Origin of the sequence: Actinomycetospora sp., assembly GCF_036497245.1 — a bacterium.
Taxonomy (GTDB): Bacteria; Actinomycetota; Actinomycetes; order Mycobacteriales; family Pseudonocardiaceae; genus Actinomycetospora.
Genome location: NZ_DASXJS010000247.1, coordinates 1 through 17,036, shown reverse-complemented (window position 1 = coordinate 17,036; position 17,036 = coordinate 1). Strand labels below are relative to the sequence as shown.

General features: G+C 72.8%; 15 protein-coding genes and 1 pseudogene. 2 read left to right on the top strand and 14 right to left on the bottom strand.

What is annotated here, in order from left to right:
* A pseudogene (locus VGI02_RS26035) lies at window positions 1-307 on the bottom strand (nitrite reductase); the annotation flags it as partial.
* 297 nt (window positions 308-604) lie between these two features.
* On the opposite strand from VGI02_RS26035, the gene VGI02_RS26030 reads away from it, so the two are divergent.
* Window positions 605-2,203 carry a Re/Si-specific NAD(P)(+) transhydrogenase subunit alpha gene (locus VGI02_RS26030; RefSeq protein WP_331632444.1) on the top strand — a complete coding sequence of 533 codons (1,599 nt, stop codon included), beginning with the start codon at window positions 605-607 and terminating at the stop codon, window positions 2,201-2,203.
* Window positions 2,200-3,603: a Re/Si-specific NAD(P)(+) transhydrogenase subunit beta gene (gene pntB / locus VGI02_RS26025; RefSeq protein WP_331632442.1), complete on the top strand. Its 1,404-nt coding sequence runs from the start codon at window positions 2,200-2,202 to the stop codon at window positions 3,601-3,603. The genes VGI02_RS26030 and pntB overlap by 4 nt, the downstream gene beginning before the upstream one ends.
* 76 nt (window positions 3,604-3,679) lie before the next feature.
* Here the strand turns inward: pntB and VGI02_RS26020 are convergent, their stop codons facing one another.
* From VGI02_RS26020 to VGI02_RS25960, 13 genes are all read right to left on the bottom strand, one after another.
* Window positions 3,680-4,705, bottom strand: coding sequence for an LLM class flavin-dependent oxidoreductase (locus tag VGI02_RS26020; RefSeq protein ID WP_331632440.1), 1,026 nt, complete (start codon window positions 4,703-4,705; stop codon window positions 3,680-3,682).
* Window positions 4,706-4,750: 45 nt separating this feature from the next.
* Window positions 4,751-5,176, bottom strand: a complete 426-nt coding sequence (locus tag VGI02_RS26015; RefSeq protein WP_331632438.1) for an ankyrin repeat domain-containing protein — start codon at window positions 5,174-5,176, stop codon at window positions 4,751-4,753.
* Between the two features lie 40 nt (window positions 5,177-5,216).
* A complete protein-coding gene (locus VGI02_RS26010) occupies window positions 5,217-5,795 on the bottom strand; it encodes a hypothetical protein (protein ID WP_331632435.1) in 579 nt (192 codons plus the stop codon).
* A 109-nt stretch (window positions 5,796-5,904) separates the two neighbouring features.
* Window positions 5,905-7,137 carry an alkaline phosphatase family protein gene (locus VGI02_RS26005; RefSeq protein ID WP_331632433.1) on the bottom strand — a complete coding sequence of 411 codons (1,233 nt, stop codon included), beginning with the start codon at window positions 7,135-7,137 and terminating at the stop codon, window positions 5,905-5,907.
* Window positions 7,138-7,163: 26 nt separating this feature from the next.
* On the bottom strand, window positions 7,164-8,828 hold the full coding sequence (gene mctP, locus VGI02_RS26000; protein ID WP_331632431.1) for a monocarboxylate uptake permease MctP: 1,665 nt from the start codon (window positions 8,826-8,828) through the stop codon (window positions 7,164-7,166).
* Complete coding sequence (locus VGI02_RS25995; protein ID WP_331632429.1) at window positions 8,825-9,103, bottom strand: DUF3311 domain-containing protein; 279 nt, start codon at window positions 9,101-9,103, stop codon at window positions 8,825-8,827. Before VGI02_RS25995 ends, mctP begins: the two co-directional genes overlap by 4 nt.
* A 73-nt stretch (window positions 9,104-9,176) precedes the next feature.
* Window positions 9,177-9,830, bottom strand: coding sequence for a DedA family protein (locus VGI02_RS25990; RefSeq protein ID WP_331632427.1), 654 nt, complete (start codon window positions 9,828-9,830; stop codon window positions 9,177-9,179).
* A 113-nt stretch (window positions 9,831-9,943) separates the two neighbouring features.
* Window positions 9,944-11,770, bottom strand: coding sequence for a phosphoenolpyruvate carboxykinase (GTP) (locus VGI02_RS25985; RefSeq protein ID WP_331632425.1), 1,827 nt, complete (start codon window positions 11,768-11,770; stop codon window positions 9,944-9,946).
* A 231-nt stretch (window positions 11,771-12,001) separates the two neighbouring features.
* Window positions 12,002-12,919, bottom strand: a complete 918-nt coding sequence (locus VGI02_RS25980) for an NAD-dependent protein deacetylase (RefSeq protein ID WP_331632423.1) — start codon at window positions 12,917-12,919, stop codon at window positions 12,002-12,004.
* Window positions 12,920-12,980: 61 nt separating this feature from the next.
* On the bottom strand, window positions 12,981-13,331 hold the full coding sequence (locus VGI02_RS25975) for a hypothetical protein (RefSeq protein ID WP_331632421.1): 351 nt from the start codon (window positions 13,329-13,331) through the stop codon (window positions 12,981-12,983).
* Between the two features lie 70 nt (window positions 13,332-13,401).
* Complete coding sequence (locus tag VGI02_RS25970; RefSeq protein ID WP_331632419.1) at window positions 13,402-14,844, bottom strand: metallopeptidase TldD-related protein; 1,443 nt, start codon at window positions 14,842-14,844, stop codon at window positions 13,402-13,404.
* Window positions 14,841-16,397, bottom strand: coding sequence for a TldD/PmbA family protein (locus tag VGI02_RS25965; RefSeq protein WP_331632417.1), 1,557 nt, complete (start codon window positions 16,395-16,397; stop codon window positions 14,841-14,843). The genes VGI02_RS25970 and VGI02_RS25965 overlap by 4 nt, the downstream gene beginning before the upstream one ends.
* Before the next feature lie 93 nt (window positions 16,398-16,490).
* Window positions 16,491-16,910, bottom strand: coding sequence for a DUF6802 family protein (locus VGI02_RS25960; RefSeq protein ID WP_331632415.1), 420 nt, complete (start codon window positions 16,908-16,910; stop codon window positions 16,491-16,493).
* Between the last annotated feature and the right edge of the window lie 126 nt (window positions 16,911-17,036).

Here is a 17,036-nt window from a genome sequence, read left to right as displayed (position 1 = left end):
GGGCGACGGTGAACCCGGCGACGATGCGGTCGAGTGCCTCGTCCCAGGTGGCCTCCCGGAACGGTTCGTTGCGGGCGTCGCGCACGAGTGGCGTCGTGAGCCGGTCGGGATGGTTGAGCAGTTCCGCCGAGCTGAGCCCCTTCTCGCAGAGCCCGCCGCGGTTCGTCGGGAAGTTCGCGCCCTCGATCGCGAAGCCGCCGCCCGCGGTCTCGGGGCGTGCCGTCACCGTCATGGCGCACTGCAGGGAGCAGTACGGGCAGTGCGTCGCGACCGGGCCGGTCGACGCGCCGACGAGGGGGAGGGACACGGCGCCCACGCTCCGTGCGGCCTGTTTCCGGGAGGTGACACGGGCGCTACACCTGGGCGAGTCACCGTGTGCGCGGGGTTCCGGCACCCGTGAGGGCCGTCCGCGCCCGGAGCGGGTGTGACGTGGGTCTCGTTATCCGGGTGCGGCCCATGGTCGTGCGGCGTGCGTCACCTCGATCGTTCAGCCTGGACGGACGAGGCGTGGATCACACCGCGGTCGTCGAGCGCGGTCTAACCTCCGCCGGACGGCCGCGGCGGGATTCGGCAGCCGTAAGAGACCCTTCGCTCCTGGCCGGACATGCGCTTCCAGCATCCGGTCGAGCGGGACGGCCTGACGAGAGGTGGCGCGACGGTGCGCATCGGTGTTCCCAGGGAGTCCCGGGACCGCGAGACGCGGGTGGCGGCGACCCCCACCTCGGTGGCGGGGCTGACGAAGCTCGGCTGGGACGTGACCATCGAGGCCGGGGCGGGCGAACGGTCGAGCTTCACCGACCACGCCTACACCGAGGCCGGGGCGGAGATCGGGGATCCGTGGACGGCCGACGTCGTCCTCGCCATCAACACCCCGGGACCCGACGAGCTGTCCCGCCTCACCGAGGGCGCGACCCTGGTGTGCCGGGTCGCGCCCGGCCAGAACCCGGACCTCCTGTCCGACCTGGCCTCGCGGGGGATCACGGTGCTCGCCACCGACGCGGTGCCCCGCATCTCGCGGGCGCAGTCGCTCGACGTGCTCAGCTCGATGGCGAACATCGCGGGCTACCGCGCCGTCATCGAGGCCGCGCACCACTTCGACCGGTTCTTCACCGGCCAGGTGACCGCGGCGGGCAAGGTCCCGCCGGCGAAGGTGCTCGTCGCCGGCGCCGGGGTGGCCGGGCTCGCGGCGATCGGCGCGGCCTCGTCGCTCGGCGCGGTCGTCCGCGCCACCGACCCCCGCCCGGAGGTCGCCGAGCAGGTCAGCTCGCTCGGCGGCGAGTTCCTCGCGGTGGAGGTCGAGGGCGAGGAGGCCGAGAAGTCCAGCGACGGGTACGCGAAGGCGACCTCCGAGGACTACGACCGCCGCGCCGCCGAGATCTACACCGAGCAGGCCGGGGACGTGGACATCGTCATCACGACGGCGCTCATCCCCGGCCGCGACGCTCCTCGGCTGCTCACGGCGTCCGATGTCGCCGCGATGAAGCCCGGCAGCGTCATCGTCGACATGGCCGCGGGCGCAGGCGGCAACGTCGAGGGCTCGAAGGCGGACGAGGTCGTCGTCACCGACAACGGCGTGACGATCGTCGGGGACACCGACCTCGCGACGAAGCTGCCCACGCAGGCCAGCCAGCTCTACGGCCAGAACCTGGTCAACCTCATGAAGCTGCTGACCCCGGAGAAGGACGGGAACCTCGTCCTGGATCTCGAGGACGTCGTGCAGCGCGGGATGACCGTCGCCCACGACGGCGAGGTGATGTGGCCGCCACCGGCGGTCGAGGTGTCGGCGGCCCCGGCACCCGAGGCGAAGGAGCCGGAGCCGGCACCGGAGCCCAAGGAGCCCCGGTCACCCGCCTGGCGCTACGGCGCCATCGCGGTCGGTCTCGCCCTGCTGTTCGTGGCGACCGCGTTCGCCCCGGCCGAGCTCGCCGTCAACCTCACGGTGTTCGTGCTCGCCGTGGTGATCGGTTACTACGTGATCGGCAAGGTCCACCACGCGCTGCACACGCCGTTGATGTCGGTCACCAACGCCATCTCGGGCGTCGTGATCGTCGGCGCGTTGCTCCAGTTCGGGAAGCACAGCCTCGTCGTCTCGATCCTCGCGGGGATCGCGGTCGTGCTGGCCAGCATCAACATCGTCGGCGGCTTCGCGGTCACGCGCCGGATGCTCGCGATGTTCACCACCGACCCGAAGGCGGCGCAGTGAACCCGGAGACCGCAGCCACGGCCGCCTACATCGTCGCCGCGCTGCTCGTGGTGATGAGCCTCGCGGGGCTCTCGAAGCACGAGACGGCCCGGGCCGGGGTCGTGTACGGGATCGCCGGGATCGCCGTCGCGCTGGTGGCGACCGTGGTGCTCGCGGCGCAGTCGCTCGAGGCCGGGGCGATCGCGCTGCTGCTGGTGGGCTTCCTCGTCGGCGGGTCGATCGGGCTCTGGCGGGCGCGCGTCGTCGAGATGACCGGCATGCCGGAGCTGATCGCGGCGCTGCACAGCTTCGTCGGCCTGGCGGCGGTGCTGGTCGGGTGGAACGGCTACCTGGAGGTCGAGGCGGTCGGCCCGACGCAGACCGAGGTGCCGGTGGAGCTGCTCGGCATCCACTCGGTCGAGGTCGGTGTCGGCGTGTTCATCGGCGCGGTGACCTTCACCGGGTCGATCGTCGCGTTCGGCAAGCTCTCCGGGCGGATGAAGTCCCGCCCGCTGTCGCTGCCGGGCAAGAACGTGCTGAACCTCGGCGCGCTGGTCGCGTTCGTCGGGCTCACGGTGGCGTTCACGATCTCGCCGGGGCTCGGCGTCATGATCGCGATCACCGCGGTGGCGCTCGCCCTCGGATGGCACCTCGTGGCCTCGATCGGTGGCGGCGACATGCCCGTCGTCGTCTCGATGCTCAACAGCTACTCGGGGTGGGCGGCCGCGGCGTCGGGCTTCCTGCTCGACAACACGCTGCTCATCGTCACCGGCGCCCTCGTCGGGTCCTCCGGTGCCTACCTCTCCTACATCATGTGCACCGCGATGAACCGGTCGTTCATCGCGGTCATCGCCGGCGGCTTCGGGGTGGAGTCCGGCACGTCGGCGGACGTCGACGGCGAGCACCACGAGGTCCAGGCCGAGGAGGTGGCGGAGATGCTGCGGCAGGCGTCGTCCGTCGTCATCACCCCCGGCTACGGCATGGCGGTCGCGCAGGCGCAGTACCCGGTGGCCGAGCTGACGAGCAAGCTCCGGGACAAGGGCATCGACGTGCGCTTCGGCATCCACCCGGTCGCCGGGCGTCTCCCGGGGCACATGAACGTGCTGCTCGCCGAGGCGAAGGTCCCGTACGACATCGTCCTCGAGATGGACGAGATCAACGACGACCTGCCGGACACCTCGGTGATCCTCGTCATCGGGGCCAACGACACCGTGAACCCGGCCGCCGAGGAGGACCCGTCCAGCCCCATCGCCGGCATGCCCGTGCTGCGGGTGTGGGAGGCGGAGAACGTCGTGGTGTTCAAGCGCTCGATGGCGGTCGGTTACGCCGGGGTGCAGAACCCGCTGTTCTTCAAGGAGGCCACCTCGATGATCTTCGGTGATGCGAAGGAGCGGGTGCAGGACATCATCGCGGCGCTGTAGGTCCGCCGGTCCACCGGAACGAACGACTCGTTCGTGCACATAGAGGCCACGAACGGGTCGTTCGTTCCATCGGGGGTCAGGCCCCCACGAGCGCTGACGTCCCCAGGGCCTCGGCGACCAGCTGCACGGACCGCATGCGCTCGGCCGGGTCGTGGATCGACGTCGTGATCATCAGTTCGTCGGCATCGGCCTCACGGGCCTTGCGCATCAGGTCCTCGGCGACCTGCTCGGGCGTGCCGACCGACACCTTCGACGCCATGCCCTGCGCGACGTGCTCCTCGGCGGCGCTCCAGTCGTGCTCGGCGGCCTCCTCGGGGCTGGGCAGCGGCCCCGGGGTGCCGGTGCGCAGGCGCGCCATCGACAGGGCGTTGGCCCGGCCGAGCATCCGGGCGCGTTCCTCGTCGGGGTGCGCGATCGCGGCCGCACCGAGGATGACGTGCGGTTCCTGGGCGCCGGAGCCCTCGCTCGGGCGGAAGCCCTGGCGGTAGAGGCGGGTGGCCTCGCCCGCGTCGGCGCCGCCGAAGTGGCCGGCGTAGGCGAACCCGGTACCGAACGCGGCGGCGGCCTGCGCGCCGTAGTAGCTGGAGCCGAGGATCCACACCGGCGGCAGCGGCACGTCGTCGGGGAGCGCGACGATGCCGCGGAACGGGTGCTCGGCGTCGAAGCCGTCGATGTAGCCGCGCAGCTCGCTGAACTGGTCCGGGAAGTCGTCAGCCGTGAGCGCCTGGTGGGAGCGGCGCAGCGCGATCGCGGTGCGCGGGTCGGTGCCGGGGGCGCGGCCGAGGCCCAGGTCGATGCGGTCTCCGAAGAGCCCGGCCAGGGCGCGGAACGTCTCGGCGACCTTCAGCGGGCTGTGGTTGGGCAGCATGATCCCGCCGGAGCCGACCCGGATGGTGCTCGTGGCGGACGCGACGGCCGAGATCATCACCTCGGGGCTCGAGCTCGTCACGCTCGCGATGTTGTGGTGCTCGGCGAGCCAGAACCGCCGGTAGCCGGCCGCCTCGGCGACGCGGGCGAGCTCCACGGTGTCGTGCAGGGCCTGCGAGGCGGGCGCGCCGGACGGGATCGGGGAGAGATCGAGAACCGAGATCGGGATGCCCATACGGGGTGCAACGTCGTCCCGGCGGGCGCTGATTCCACGGTCCGCCTAGGTCTTCTCCGAGGGCGACAGCACCGTCAGGAGGTCCTCACGGCCGAACATCCGGGCGGTGTCCACGGCGGTCGGGTGGCCGGCCACCGGGTCGGCGCCGCCGTCCACGAGCGCGCGCACCACGTCGTCCTCACCCTTGAACACCGCGCCGGCGACGGGGGACTGGCCGCGGTCGTTGAGGCGGTTGACGTCGGCGCCGCGCGCGACGAGCGCCCGGACCACCTCGGCGTGCCCGTGATAGGCCGCGAGCATGACCAGGGTGTCCCCGGAGTCGTTCGTGAGGTTCGCCGGCACACCCGCGTCGACGTAGGCGGCCAGGCTCGCGGCGTCGCCGTTCCGGGCCATCTCGAAGACCCTCCCGGCGAGCTCCGCGACGTCGGCCGGGGCCTCGTCGCCGGGGCCGGGACCGGGCTGCTCGCTCATGGCCCGCAGGATAGGTCGGCCGAGGCCGGGCGAAACGTGCTCAGCGGTGCAACGGGGCCGCGACGTCCGGGTCCGGTGTGGGCTCCGGAACGTCCTCGCCGTCCTCGTCGCGCCCCCACCCGCAGTAGGGGCACCACGGCTCGATCCGGCGGTGGATGACCGTCAGCGCCATCGTGGCCAGCGGCAGGACCAGGACGAGGTCGCCCCAGCCGGGCCGGATCAGCAGCCCTGCGGTGACCCCGATCGCGGCGGCGACGACGAGCACCGCGACCCCCGACGCCGTCGTGGCGGAGTGGAAGAGCCGCAGCCAGCGCCTCCGGCCCTCGACCGCACGCGCCGGGTCGGCCGGGCTCTCGGCCAGGCAGCGCAGGCACAGCCGGTCGTCGTGGGCGAGCGTGAACAGCTGCACGACGATGAAGACGACGACCGCGGCGAGTGACACGACGCTGCTCTCACGGGCGTCGGCGAACCCGGCCACGATCGCCACCGCGATGAGCGGCCCGCCGAGCAGCAGCGGGTGGTGGGCGACGGCGGACCGGAGACGGACGAGCCGCGACGGACCGTCGTACGCGCCGTCGACGTCGGGTGTGAGCGGGCCCTCGTGCTCGTGCCGGTTCATGCCCACTCCTCCCCGCGGCATCGCGACCGCGTCGTGAAAGCAGCGTATGGCGCGATCACGCCGGATGCGACAGGCCGGAGAGGATCCGTCCTGTCGGCGCAGTGACCGGTCACCCGCGCGCCACGAGCAGCGGCACGAGCTGCTCGGCCGGGGTCAACGACCCGTGGTGCCCGACGAGCGCCGTCTCCCGCGGCTCGATGCGCGAGCGCATCAGCGTCCAGCTCTCGCGGGCCGCGGCGACGACCTCACCGATCCGGCCGCGCGCCACGTCGGTCACGGTCGGCCCGAACCAGCCCGCCGCGATCGCCTCCTCGCGTCCCATCACCCAGGCCCGGTCGCCCAGCTCACCGCGCCAGGCGTCGAGGACGTCGCCGACCGCGCCCGGCGCCGCGTAGACGTGCCGGACGCGCGTCTCGCCCGCGATCCTCCGCACCCCGGTCAGCAGGCTCGGGGTGGTGTCGATGTCGACCTGCCAGCCGCGGTCGGTCGCGACCATCCCGTGGTCGGCGACGACGAGCAGCACCGCGCCCGGGCGCAGGCACTCCGCGATCGCGGCGACGAGCCGGTCGACGATCTGCAGCTGCATGCGCCACGGCAGGCTGCCCGGGCCGTGCTGATGGCCGATCATGTCGAGGTCGCCGTGGTAGCCGTAGCAGAGCGCGCGCTCCTCCGGCTCCACCGCGAGTCCGTGCAGGAACTCGGCGGCGAGGTCGCCGAGCGCCGACACCCCGTGGAACCGCCCCCCGCGCAGCGCGGCCCGGGTCAGCCCGGAGCGGCGCTGCACCTCCGGCGCCACCCTGGTCACCGCGACCCCGGCCCGCAGCGCCCGTTGCAGCACGGTGGGTGCGGGCTGGACGTCCTCCGGCGGGAGGTCGGCGAGCAGGTCCACCGGGTCGACGGCGCCGTGGGCGCACCACCGCAGGGTGTTCAGGACCAGGTCGGCCTCGGCCGTCGGGTCCGCGGGCGGCGGGACGGCCATCGAGTAGCCCTCGATGCCGTGCTCGCCGGGGAACAGTCCGGTGCCCAGGGAGGTGATGCTCACGGCGGTCGTCGACGGGAAGCAGGAGGTCAGCCGCCGGGAGTCCGGGGCGGCCGCGAGCGCGTTGAGCGCCGGGGCGTCGTGCGGGTGCGCCGCCAGCAGTTCGGCGCCCAGGCCGTCGACGAGCAGGACCCCGGCCGCGGTGACGTCGCCGCGGTGACGGGCGACGCCGACGGTGTCGGCGAACCCGTCGACGTCCAGCGCCGCCGCCGCCGACGGCATCACCTCGGCGAGCGTTCCGTGCCCGTAGGCCGGGAGGAACGGCTCATCAGGAGCCGGTCCCCCCCGGCCGCGTGGCGTCATCGCGGTGATCGTAGGGCGCGGGACTCTCAGACCGACGAGACGACGTCCGGTGTGGTGGATTCCGGGACCTTCGTCGCGTGGTAGTCGGCGCCGTGGGTGTGGTCGATGCCCTCCGCGGTGCGGGTGCCGCGCAGCACGAGGGTCACGACGACGGCGACGACGAGGTTCGCGACCAGGGCCACCGCCCCGACGTAGATCTGGACCATCGACCCGGTGAACGGATGCCAGCCGAAGAGGCTCAGCTTGCCCAGTGCGAGCGCGGACCCGCCGAAGTGCGCCTTGCCGCCGATTGCGGGATTCGGGATCCCGTACAGGATGATCATGCCCCAGATCAGGCCGACCGCCCAGCCGGCGAGCAGCGCCCAGCGGTGGAACCACCGGGTGTAGAGCGCGATCGCGACCGAGGGCAGCGTCTGCAGGATGATCACGCCGCCGATGAGCTGGAGGTCCACCGAGAACTGCGGGTCGACCCCGACGATGAACAGCACCGCGCCCACCTTGACCACCAGCGACGCGAGCTTGGCCTGGCGGGCCTCGTCGCGCGGCGTGGCGTCGCGGCGCAGGAACTCCTTGTAGATGTTGCGGGTCCACAGGTTCGCCGCGGCGATCGACATGATCGCGGCCGGGACGAGGGCTCCGATACCGATCGCGGCGAACGCGACCCCGGCGAACCACGGCGGGAACTGGCCGGCGAACAGCGCCGGGACGATCGTGTTCGAGTCCGGCTTGCCGGTCGAGCCGTTGACGATCGGCTGCGTCTTCGCCGCGATCGCCACGTAGCCCAGCAGCGCGAGCAGGGCCAGCAGGAACGAGTAGGCGGGCAGCGCGGTCATGTTCCGCCGGATCGTCGCCCGGCTCGAGCTCGAGAGCACCCCGGTGACCGAGTGCGGGTAGAGGAACAGCGCGAGGGCCGAGCCCAGCGCGAGCGTGGCGTACTGGAGCTGGTTGTTGGCCGTGAGCAGCGTCGAGCCGGTGGGCTGGCCGGTGGTCGGCGACGGCTTGGCGAGCTTCGCCTGGCCGGCGTCGAAGATCGCGCCCCAGCCGCCGAGCTTGGCGGGCAGATAGATGATCGCCACGATGATCACGACGTAGATCAGGACGTCCTTGACGACCGCGATCAGCGCGGGGGCGCGCAGCCCCGACTGGTAGGTGTAGGCCGCGAGCACCACGAACGCCACGAACAGCGGCGCGTGGCCCCAGAACCCGGAGCCGTTGAGCCCGATGGTGCGCAGCACCGCCTCGAGCCCCGCGAGCTGCAGGGCGATGTAGGGCATCGTCGCGACGATCCCGGTGATCGCGATCGCCAGCGCCAGCAGCGGCGAGTCGTAGCGTCCGCGCACGAAGTCGGCCGGGGTCACGTAGCCGTGCACCCGCGAGACCGACCACAGGCGCAGCAGCGGCAGCAGGACCAGCGGGAACGCGATGATCGTGTAGGGCACCGCGTAGAAGCCGAGCGCGCCCGACGAGAACAGCAGCGCCGGGATCGCGACGAAGGTGTACGCGGTGTAGAGGTCGCCGCCGAGCAGGAACCACGTGACCCACGAGCCGAACTTCCGCCCGCCGAGCCCCCACTCGTCGAGGTGCCCCATGTCGCCGGCGCGGCGCCAGCGGCTGGCCATGAAGCCCATGACCGCCACCGCGAGGAAGAGCAGCGCGAACACGATCAGCTGGACGACCTGTGCACCGGTCATCGGTCACCCTCCTCGTCGGAGCGGCGCGTGAGCAGGTGGACGCCGAGCGTGCAGAGGATTCCGAGCGGGATGACCGCCATCTGGAACCAGTAGAAGAACGGCAGGCCGCCGAGGTGGGGCTCGGTCAGGTTGAACAGCGGCGTGATGAGGCTGATCAACGGGACGAGCAGCAGCAGGTTCCAGGCCCGGAAGCGGAACGCGGGCGCGGCGGGCGCGGGATCCGCGGCGCTCGTCGTGGTCGGGTCGGGTGGGGGTGCGGCGCTGGGGGACGACATCGGCGGCGGTCCTTCACTGGCTGACGTGGACGCGCGGATGTTAAGTCTCCGTGCGCAGTCACACCAGGTCGCCTTACCGCCCCGTAGCGTCCTCGGTGGGCTCCGGGCTGCTCGGCACGGCCCGGTCTCGCCGGCGACGCCGCACCTCGCGCACGACGACGACCGCGGCGACCAGGATGACGACCGGCAGCGGTCCCCACGCCAGGTACTGCGCTACCTGGTGGAGGCTCGCCGCGAAGATGTACCCCAGCAGGACGCAGGCGCTGCCCCAGAGGATTCCGCCGACGGCGTTCCACGGGAGGAACGTGCGCAGGTAGGGCATGCGGGCCATGCCGGCGAGCCCGGGCACGAGCGCCCGGAGCAGTGCCGTGCCCCGCCCGAGCAGGACGGACTTCCCGCCGTGGCGGTTGAGGAACTCCTCGCCCGCCTGCCAGCGGCTCTCGCCGACGAATCGGCCGAGGCGCGAGCTCTGCAGGCGCGGACCGATGGCCCGCCCGACCTCGTAGCCGACGGAGTCGCCCGCGATGGCGCACACGATCGCCACGATGATCATCGGGACGAGCGAGATGATGCCCTCGTGCGCGGCGAACCCGGCGACGAGCAGTGCCGTCTCGCCCGGCAGCACGACGCCGACCATGATCGCGGCTTCGGCGAAGGCCAGTCCCCCGGCGATCACGTACAGCCAGCCGCCGACGCTCTCACCGATCCCGCGCAGGAAGTCCAGCACGCCCACCATCGTGCCCGACCCGCCGTCGTGATCCTCACGCAGACGACGAACGGCTCGTTCGTCACCGAAGAAGGTGACGAACGAGCCGTTCGGGGTGTACGGGCGAGAGACGCTCAGGCGCCCAGGCGCTGCTTGAGGGCCTCGAGCTCGTCGCGCATCGACGTGGGGAGACCCTCGCCGATCTTGTCGAACCACTCCTCGACGAGGGGCAGCTCCTCGAGCCACTCCGCGCGGTCGAACCGCAGCGACGCCTCGATGTCCTCGGGCGGCTCGGAGAGCCCGTCGGTGTCGATCTGGTCGGCGCTCGGGACGTGGCCGATGGGCGTCTCGGTGGCCGCGGCCTTGCCCTCGAGGCGCTCGATGACCCACTTGAGGACGCGGCTGTTCTCCCCGAACCCGGGCCAGAGGAAGCGGTTGTCCTCGCCGCGCCGGAACCAGTTGACGTAGAAGATCTTCGGCAGCTTGGTGGAGTCGGCGCTCTTGCCCACGTTCACCCAGTGCTGGAAGTAGTCGCCGACGTTGTAGCCCAGGAAGGGCAGCATCGCCATCGGGTCGCGACGGACCTGGCCCTTGCCGCCCTTGGCCGCGGCCGTCATCTCGCTGGACATCGTGGCGCCCATGAAGGTGCCGTGCTGCCAGTCGAAGGACTCCGTGACCAGGGGGATCGTCGTCTTGCGGCGGCCGCCGAAGAGGATCGCCGAGATCGGCACGCCCTGCGGGTCGTCCCACTCGCGCGCGACGACGGGGCACTGCGAGATCGGGACGGTGTAGCGCGAGTTCGGGTGCGCGGCCGGCTTGGCCGAGCCGGGCGTCCAGTCGTCCCCCGTCCACGAGGTGAGGTGGTCGGGGTCGCCCTCCAGCCCCTCCCACCAGACGTCGCCGTCGTCGGTCAGCGCCACGTTGGTGAACAGGGCGTTGCCGTGCTCGATGGTGCGCATGGCGTTCGGGTTGGTGTTCCAGTTGGTGCCCGGGGCCACCCCGAAGAACCCGAATTCGGGGTTGACCGCGTACAGCCGGCCGTCGTCCCCGAACCGCATCCACGCGATGTCGTCGCCGACCGTCTCGGCGCGCCACCCCGGGATGGTGGGCTGCAGCATCGCGAGGTTGGTCTTGCCGCAGGCCGACGGGAACGCCGCCGCGACGTAGTAGGCCTTCTCCTCCGGGCTGATCAGCTTGAGGATCAGCATGTGCTCGGCGAGCCAGCCCTCGTCGCGCGCCATCACCGAGGCGATGCGCAGCGCGTAGCACTTCTTGCCGAGCAGCGCGTTGCCGCCGTACCCGGAGCCGAAGCTCCAGATCTCGCGGGTCTCGGGGAAGTGGCTGATGTACTTCGTCTCGTTGCACGGCCACGCGACGTCGGCCTGGCCCGGCTCCAGCGGCGCACCGACCGAGTGGAGCGCGGGGACCCACTCGGAGTCGGCGGCTTCGAGACGCTCGTACACCTCGGGCCCCATGCGGGTCATGATGTGCATCGACGTCACGACGTAGGCGCTGTCGGAGATCTCGACGCCGAGCTTCGGGTGCTCCGCGTTCGTGGGCCCCATGCAGAACGGGATGACGTACATCGTCCGGCCGGTCATGGCCCCGCGGAACAGCCCGGACAGGGTGGCCTTCATCTCGGCCGGGTCCATCCAGTTGTTGGTGACCCCGGCGTCCTTCGGGTCCACCGAACAGATGAAGGTGCGCTCCTCGACGCGGGCGACGTCCTCCGGGTCGGAGGCGGCGTGGAACGAGTTCGGCTTCTTCTCCGGGTCGAGACGGGTGTACGTCCCGGCCTCGACGAGTTCATCGGTGAGTCGCGCCCACTCCTCGGGCGACCCGTCGCACCACACCACCCGGTCCGGGGTGGTGAGCTCGGCGACCTGAGTTACCCAGTCCAGGACCTCCTGGCGCTGCAGCGGCGGGGTGTCGAGCCCAGGGATGGTCGGTGCGGCCGTCATGCGTCGTGTCACTCTCCGATCGTCTCGCCGGTCTCCGAGGGACGACCGTGAGGTCGCCTGGTGTGACGGGGCCGTGCCGCGTCTGCGAGGCACAGGGGTGATGGGCACGCGTGGCGGAGGTGGACCACACCGCGGGACCCCGTCGTAGTACTTCGACGTTAACGACAGATGTTGCCGACGGAACCGCTCGGCGGTGTCGAAGGCACCACTTCCACGATCAAGCTGAACGATTCAGGCCCGTAGTGCCCTGACCAGCCCGGGGAGGGCCTCACCGAGGGGAGATACCAGCCGCAGGGCGGCCAGGTCGTCTCCACGGCTGGGGCCGGCGGTGACGATGGCGACCGGGGTCCCCGCCCGCGCCGCCGCACGCGCGAAGCGCAGGCCGGACATCACCGCGAGCGACGAGCCGAGGACGAGCAGTGCGCGCGAACGGCCCACCCGGTCGAAGCAGTGCGCGACGCGCGACCGGGGGACGGACTCCCCGAAGAACACCACGTCCGGCTTGAGGGGACCCTCGCCGCAGGCCGGGCAGTCGATCATGGTGAAGCGGTCGACGAGGCCGGTGGGGAGCTCGGCGTCGCCGTCCGGGTTGACCTGGGTGGAGCGCAGCGCGGCCACCTCGGCGTCGAACGCGTGGTTGACGGCGGCGAGCCGGTCCTGGATGTCCGCCCGCTCGTGCGTCGCCGTGCACGCCAGGCAGACGACGCGGGCGAGCGCGCCGTGCAGTTCGACGACGTCGCGGGCCCCCGCGTCCTGGTGCAGGCCGTCGACGTTCTGGGTGATCACATCGGTGACGAGGCCCGTGCGCTGCAGCGCGGCGACGGCGCCGTGGGCCTCGTTCGGCCGGGCGCGCTCGATCTGCGGCCACCCGACGTGGCTGCGCGCCCAGTAGCGGTGCCGGGCGTCGGGGTCGGAGATGAACGCGTCGTAGGTCATCGGGGCATGCCGGCGCGCGGCGCTCGACGGCCCCCGGTAGTCCGGGATGCCGGAGTCGGTGGAGATGCCGGCGCCGGAGAGCACGCACACCCCGCCCGCCCCGACCAGCGCGGCGAGCGCGCTCGGGTCGCCCCGCAGCGGGACCTCCGCCTCCCAGGCGGCCTGCGCCACGGAACCGGGCGCGCCCGGATAGCGCATCACCGGTCGGGGCATGCCCCCAGTGTGCGCCCTCGCCGATGCGTCACCCGCGCTCGACCGGGCACGCGCGGCACGCCTACGCGAGACCGGAACGCGGGCGCCCGAACAGGCGCAGGACCCGGACGATCACGGCCCCGATCGCCAGCCAGAGGAGGGCGGGCAGGCCGTAGGAGACGATCACCTGGACCGTCGGGTTCCCGAGCAGGAACAGGTCCCGCAGGCCGAGGGTCAGCGAGTCGGCGAGCGCGGCGATCAGCTGGGTGACCCCGTTCTGCGGGTTCGCGCCCAGGATCACCAGCACGATGTGCAGGACCAGCACGAGGGCGATCAGGCCGGTCACGAGCCGGACCACACCTGCGATCAGCCCCAGGACGCCACGCACGGCGGTGCCGATCGGATTGCCGTGCGGCTCGCGGGCGTCGGTCATGACGTGGTCATACCCGCCGGACGCCCGGACCGGTAGCGGCGGGGGTCGTGGTGGTCGGGGGCGGCGCGTGTCACGACGCCTGCGAGACCGACGACATGTTGAAGTCGGGGATGCGCAGCGGCGGCATCGCCGCGAGGGTGAACCAGTCCTTCCACTCCCGCGGCAGGGTGCGCTCGGTGGCGCCGGCCGCCGTCGCACGGCGCACGAGGTCGAGCGGTGACTCGTTGAACCGGAAGTTGTTCACCTCGGCGGTCACCTCGCCGTCCTCGACGAGGTAGACGCCGTCGCGGGAGAGCCCGGTGAGCAGCATGGTCTCGGGGTCGACCTCGCGCATGTACCACAGGCAGGTCAGCAGCAACCCGCGTCGCGTCGAGGCGATCATGTCCTCGAGGGTGGCGTCCGACCCGCCCGTGAGCAGCAGGTTCTCCGACGGCGGCGCGAACCGGGCGCCGTCGTCGGCGAACTCGGCCGCCGCCGCGCGGGGGTAGGCCAGCTCGTTCACCCGGCCCTCGCGCAGCCAGTCCACCCGCCGCGTCCCCGCGCCGTTGTCGAAGACCGACATCTCGTCGCCCGAGCTGGTCGTGGCCAGCACCGGCTCGTAGGCCAGGCCCGGGAAGCCGGGGGCGTCCGGGTCGCCCGTGAGGGTCAGCGGCAGCGGGGTCAGCTGCTCGCCGACCCGCGTGCCGCCCGCGTGGGAGAGCGCGCTGCGCCCCTCCTGCGCGGGCCGCCCACCCATCGACCACGCCAGGTAGATCATGAAGTCGGCCACGGCCGAGGGCGGCAGAACGGTCTCGTGGCGGCCCGGCTCGATCGCCACCTTCCGTCTGCCCCACGCGAGTCGGCCGCGCAGGCCGGCGAGCAGGTCGGGCAGGTCGACGTCGGTGAAGTCGCGGGAGCTCTGCCCGCCCCACACCGAGGATCCCGTCGTCGGATCCTTGAGGTTGACCTCCACCGCGCCGCCGGGGCTCACCCAGCGTCGCCGCACGCCGGCGGAGGTCCCGAGCCAGGTGGTCCTCACGTGGTGGTCGGCGAACCCGGCGGAGAGGTCACGGCCGAAGGAGTCGCCCAGCGCCTCGGCCAGCCCGCGGAAGACCCCGGCCGACGTCTCCCCGGCCGGCTCGCCGAAGTCGGCGTCCGCCGGGCCGGTGGGCGGGGGCAGCTCCGCGGCGTCGCGGGCCGGACCGGAGCGCTCGGCGGCGAGCACCGCCGCGCGCACGCCGTGCTCCAGTTCGGCGTCCGCGGCCGCGCGGTCGTCCCCGCCGTGCACCAGCCGGTCGGGCGCGGAGAGCCGGACCACGCCCGCCCCGGTGCCGCCCGCGGGCAGCGGCACGAGCAGGACGAGCCCGACGGTGCGGTCGGTGGTGGCGCCGTTGGTGGTCATCGTGGAGTTCGCCCACCGCAGTACGGCCTCGGACGTTTCCCGGACGAGCACCGCGGCGCCCGCGTCCGGGCGGATGCGGGCGACGGTGTCGAGGGCCCGCTCGACCAGCGCGGCCGGGCTCGGGGCCGTCACCGGCCCGCCTCGCTGGCCGTGTTCAGGACGCTGATCCCGCGGAACAGCGCCGACGGGCAGCCGTGGCTGACCGGGGCGACCTGACCGGGCTGGGCCTTGCCGCAGGTGAACGCGCCCCCGAGCCGCCAGGTCGACGGGCCGCCGACCGCCTCCAGCGCCCCCCAGAAGTCGGTCGTCGTCGCCTGGTAGGCCACGTCGCGGACCTGGCCCGCGAGCTCACCACCCGAGATCCGGTAGAAGCGCTGACCGGTGAACTGGAAGTTGTAGCGCTGCATGTCGATCGACCAGGACCGGTCGCCGACCACGTAGATGCCGTCCCGGACCCGCGAGATCAGCTCCGCGGTGCTCGTGTCCGCGGCCGGGTCGGGACGCAGCGACACGTTCGCCATCCGCTGCAGCGGGACGTGGCCCGCGGAGTCGGCGTAGGCGCAGCCGTTCGACCGGGCGAGACCCAGGCGCGGCGCGAACGACCGGTCGACCTGGTAACCGACGAGCACGCCGTCGCGGATGAGGTCGAACGGTCCGGTCTCGGCGGTGGCCACGCCGTCGTCGTCGTAGGCGATGCTGGCCAGGCCGTGCGGCTCGGTCCGGTCCCCGGTGACCTGCAGGACCCCGCTGCCGTAGCGCAGCGTCCCCAGCTGGTCGGGCGTGGCGAAGCTGGTGCCGGCGTAGGCGGCCTCGTAGCCGATCGCGCGGTCGTACTCCGTGGCGTGGCCGATGGACTCGTGGATGACCAGCCACAGGTTCGTCGGGTCGATCACGAGGTCGGTCGGCCCCGCGGTCACGGTGGGCGCCGCGAGCTTCTCCGTCAGCAGGTCCGGGAGCTCGGCGAGCTCGGCGTCCCAGTCCCACCCGGTGCCCGTGAGGTACTCCCAGCCGCGGCCGGCGGGCGGCGCGACGGTGCGCAGCGACTCGAAGCCGCCGCCGTCCCGGTCGACCGCCGTGATGCTGATCCCCGGGTCGACGCGGACCCGTTGCTGGGTGGTGACGGTGCCCGCGAGGTCGGCGTAGAAGGTCTGCTCCTTGACCTGCAGGCAGCTCGCCTCCACGTGGTCCACGCCGGGTGCGGCGAGCAGGGCGGCGGACCGGTCGGTGAGCAGGCCGATCCGCTCGCCGGGGTCGACGTCGAACGGGTCGACGTCGTACGGCGAGACCCACGCGGCGTCGGCGTGGACGGGCTCGGCGGCGAGGGCGACCGACTCACGGGCGACGGGCGCGAGAGTGGCGGCGACGTCGAGGGCGCGGCGGGCCGTCGCGGCCGCGGTCGACGCGGTGAGGTCGACGTGCGCGGCGAACCCCCAGACCCCGCGGTGCAGCACCCGCACGGCGAGCCCGACCTCGTCGGTGTCCGAGGAGGCGACGACGCGGGCGTCCCGGAGCTCGAGCGCGGCGCTGCGGATCCGCTGCACGCGCACGTCGGCGTGCTCGGCGCCGCCGGCCCGGGCCACGTCCAGCGCGGCGGCCGCGACCTCGCGCAACGGCAGGGCCAGGAAGTCGGCGTCCACCTCACGACCGACGGCGGGGCCGGCGCTGCGGCCGCTCGTGATCGGCACGGCCGGACCGTACCCGAGGGGTCCGACCGGCTCGCGCCGGTTCACCCACCCCGTCGCTCCGCTCGCCCGGGTTCACCCAGGTCGACCCGGGCGCTATCCCCGCATCCACTCGCCGGTGTGCGGATCCACCGACGGCGCCGGAGGGGGCGGGGCACCCCAGGGGTGTTCGGTGGGCGGTCCGGGGTCGTCCGCCCGGGCGGTGAGGACCGCGTCGGGACCGATCCTCGTGACCGCGTCGGCCCGGCCGTCGTGGTCGAGGTCGGTGGCGAGGACCAGCTCGTCGGAGACCTCGGCGACCGTGGTGTCCGCGAGGCCGTCGAGGTCGGAGTCGACGGTCGGTGCGGCCAGCACCGGCGCGCCCGGCACCAGCTCGCCGGTCAGCATCCCCCGGCCCGCGGCGTCGGGATGATCCGGTGCGTCGGGGCCCGAGGCGTCGGGCGCGGCCGGGTGCGGGACGGGGTCCGGCAGGAGGACGTCCGGAGCGGAGAGGTCCGGGGCGGCGAACTCGGGCACGTCGACGACGGTAGGGGGCGGTGCGCCCGCATGGGTGCGGTTCGGGAGAACCCGAGGATGGCGGGACCTCGGCCGGCCCGCCCGGTCCGTCAGCCCGCCCCCGCCTCGGATGATCAGGGGTACTGG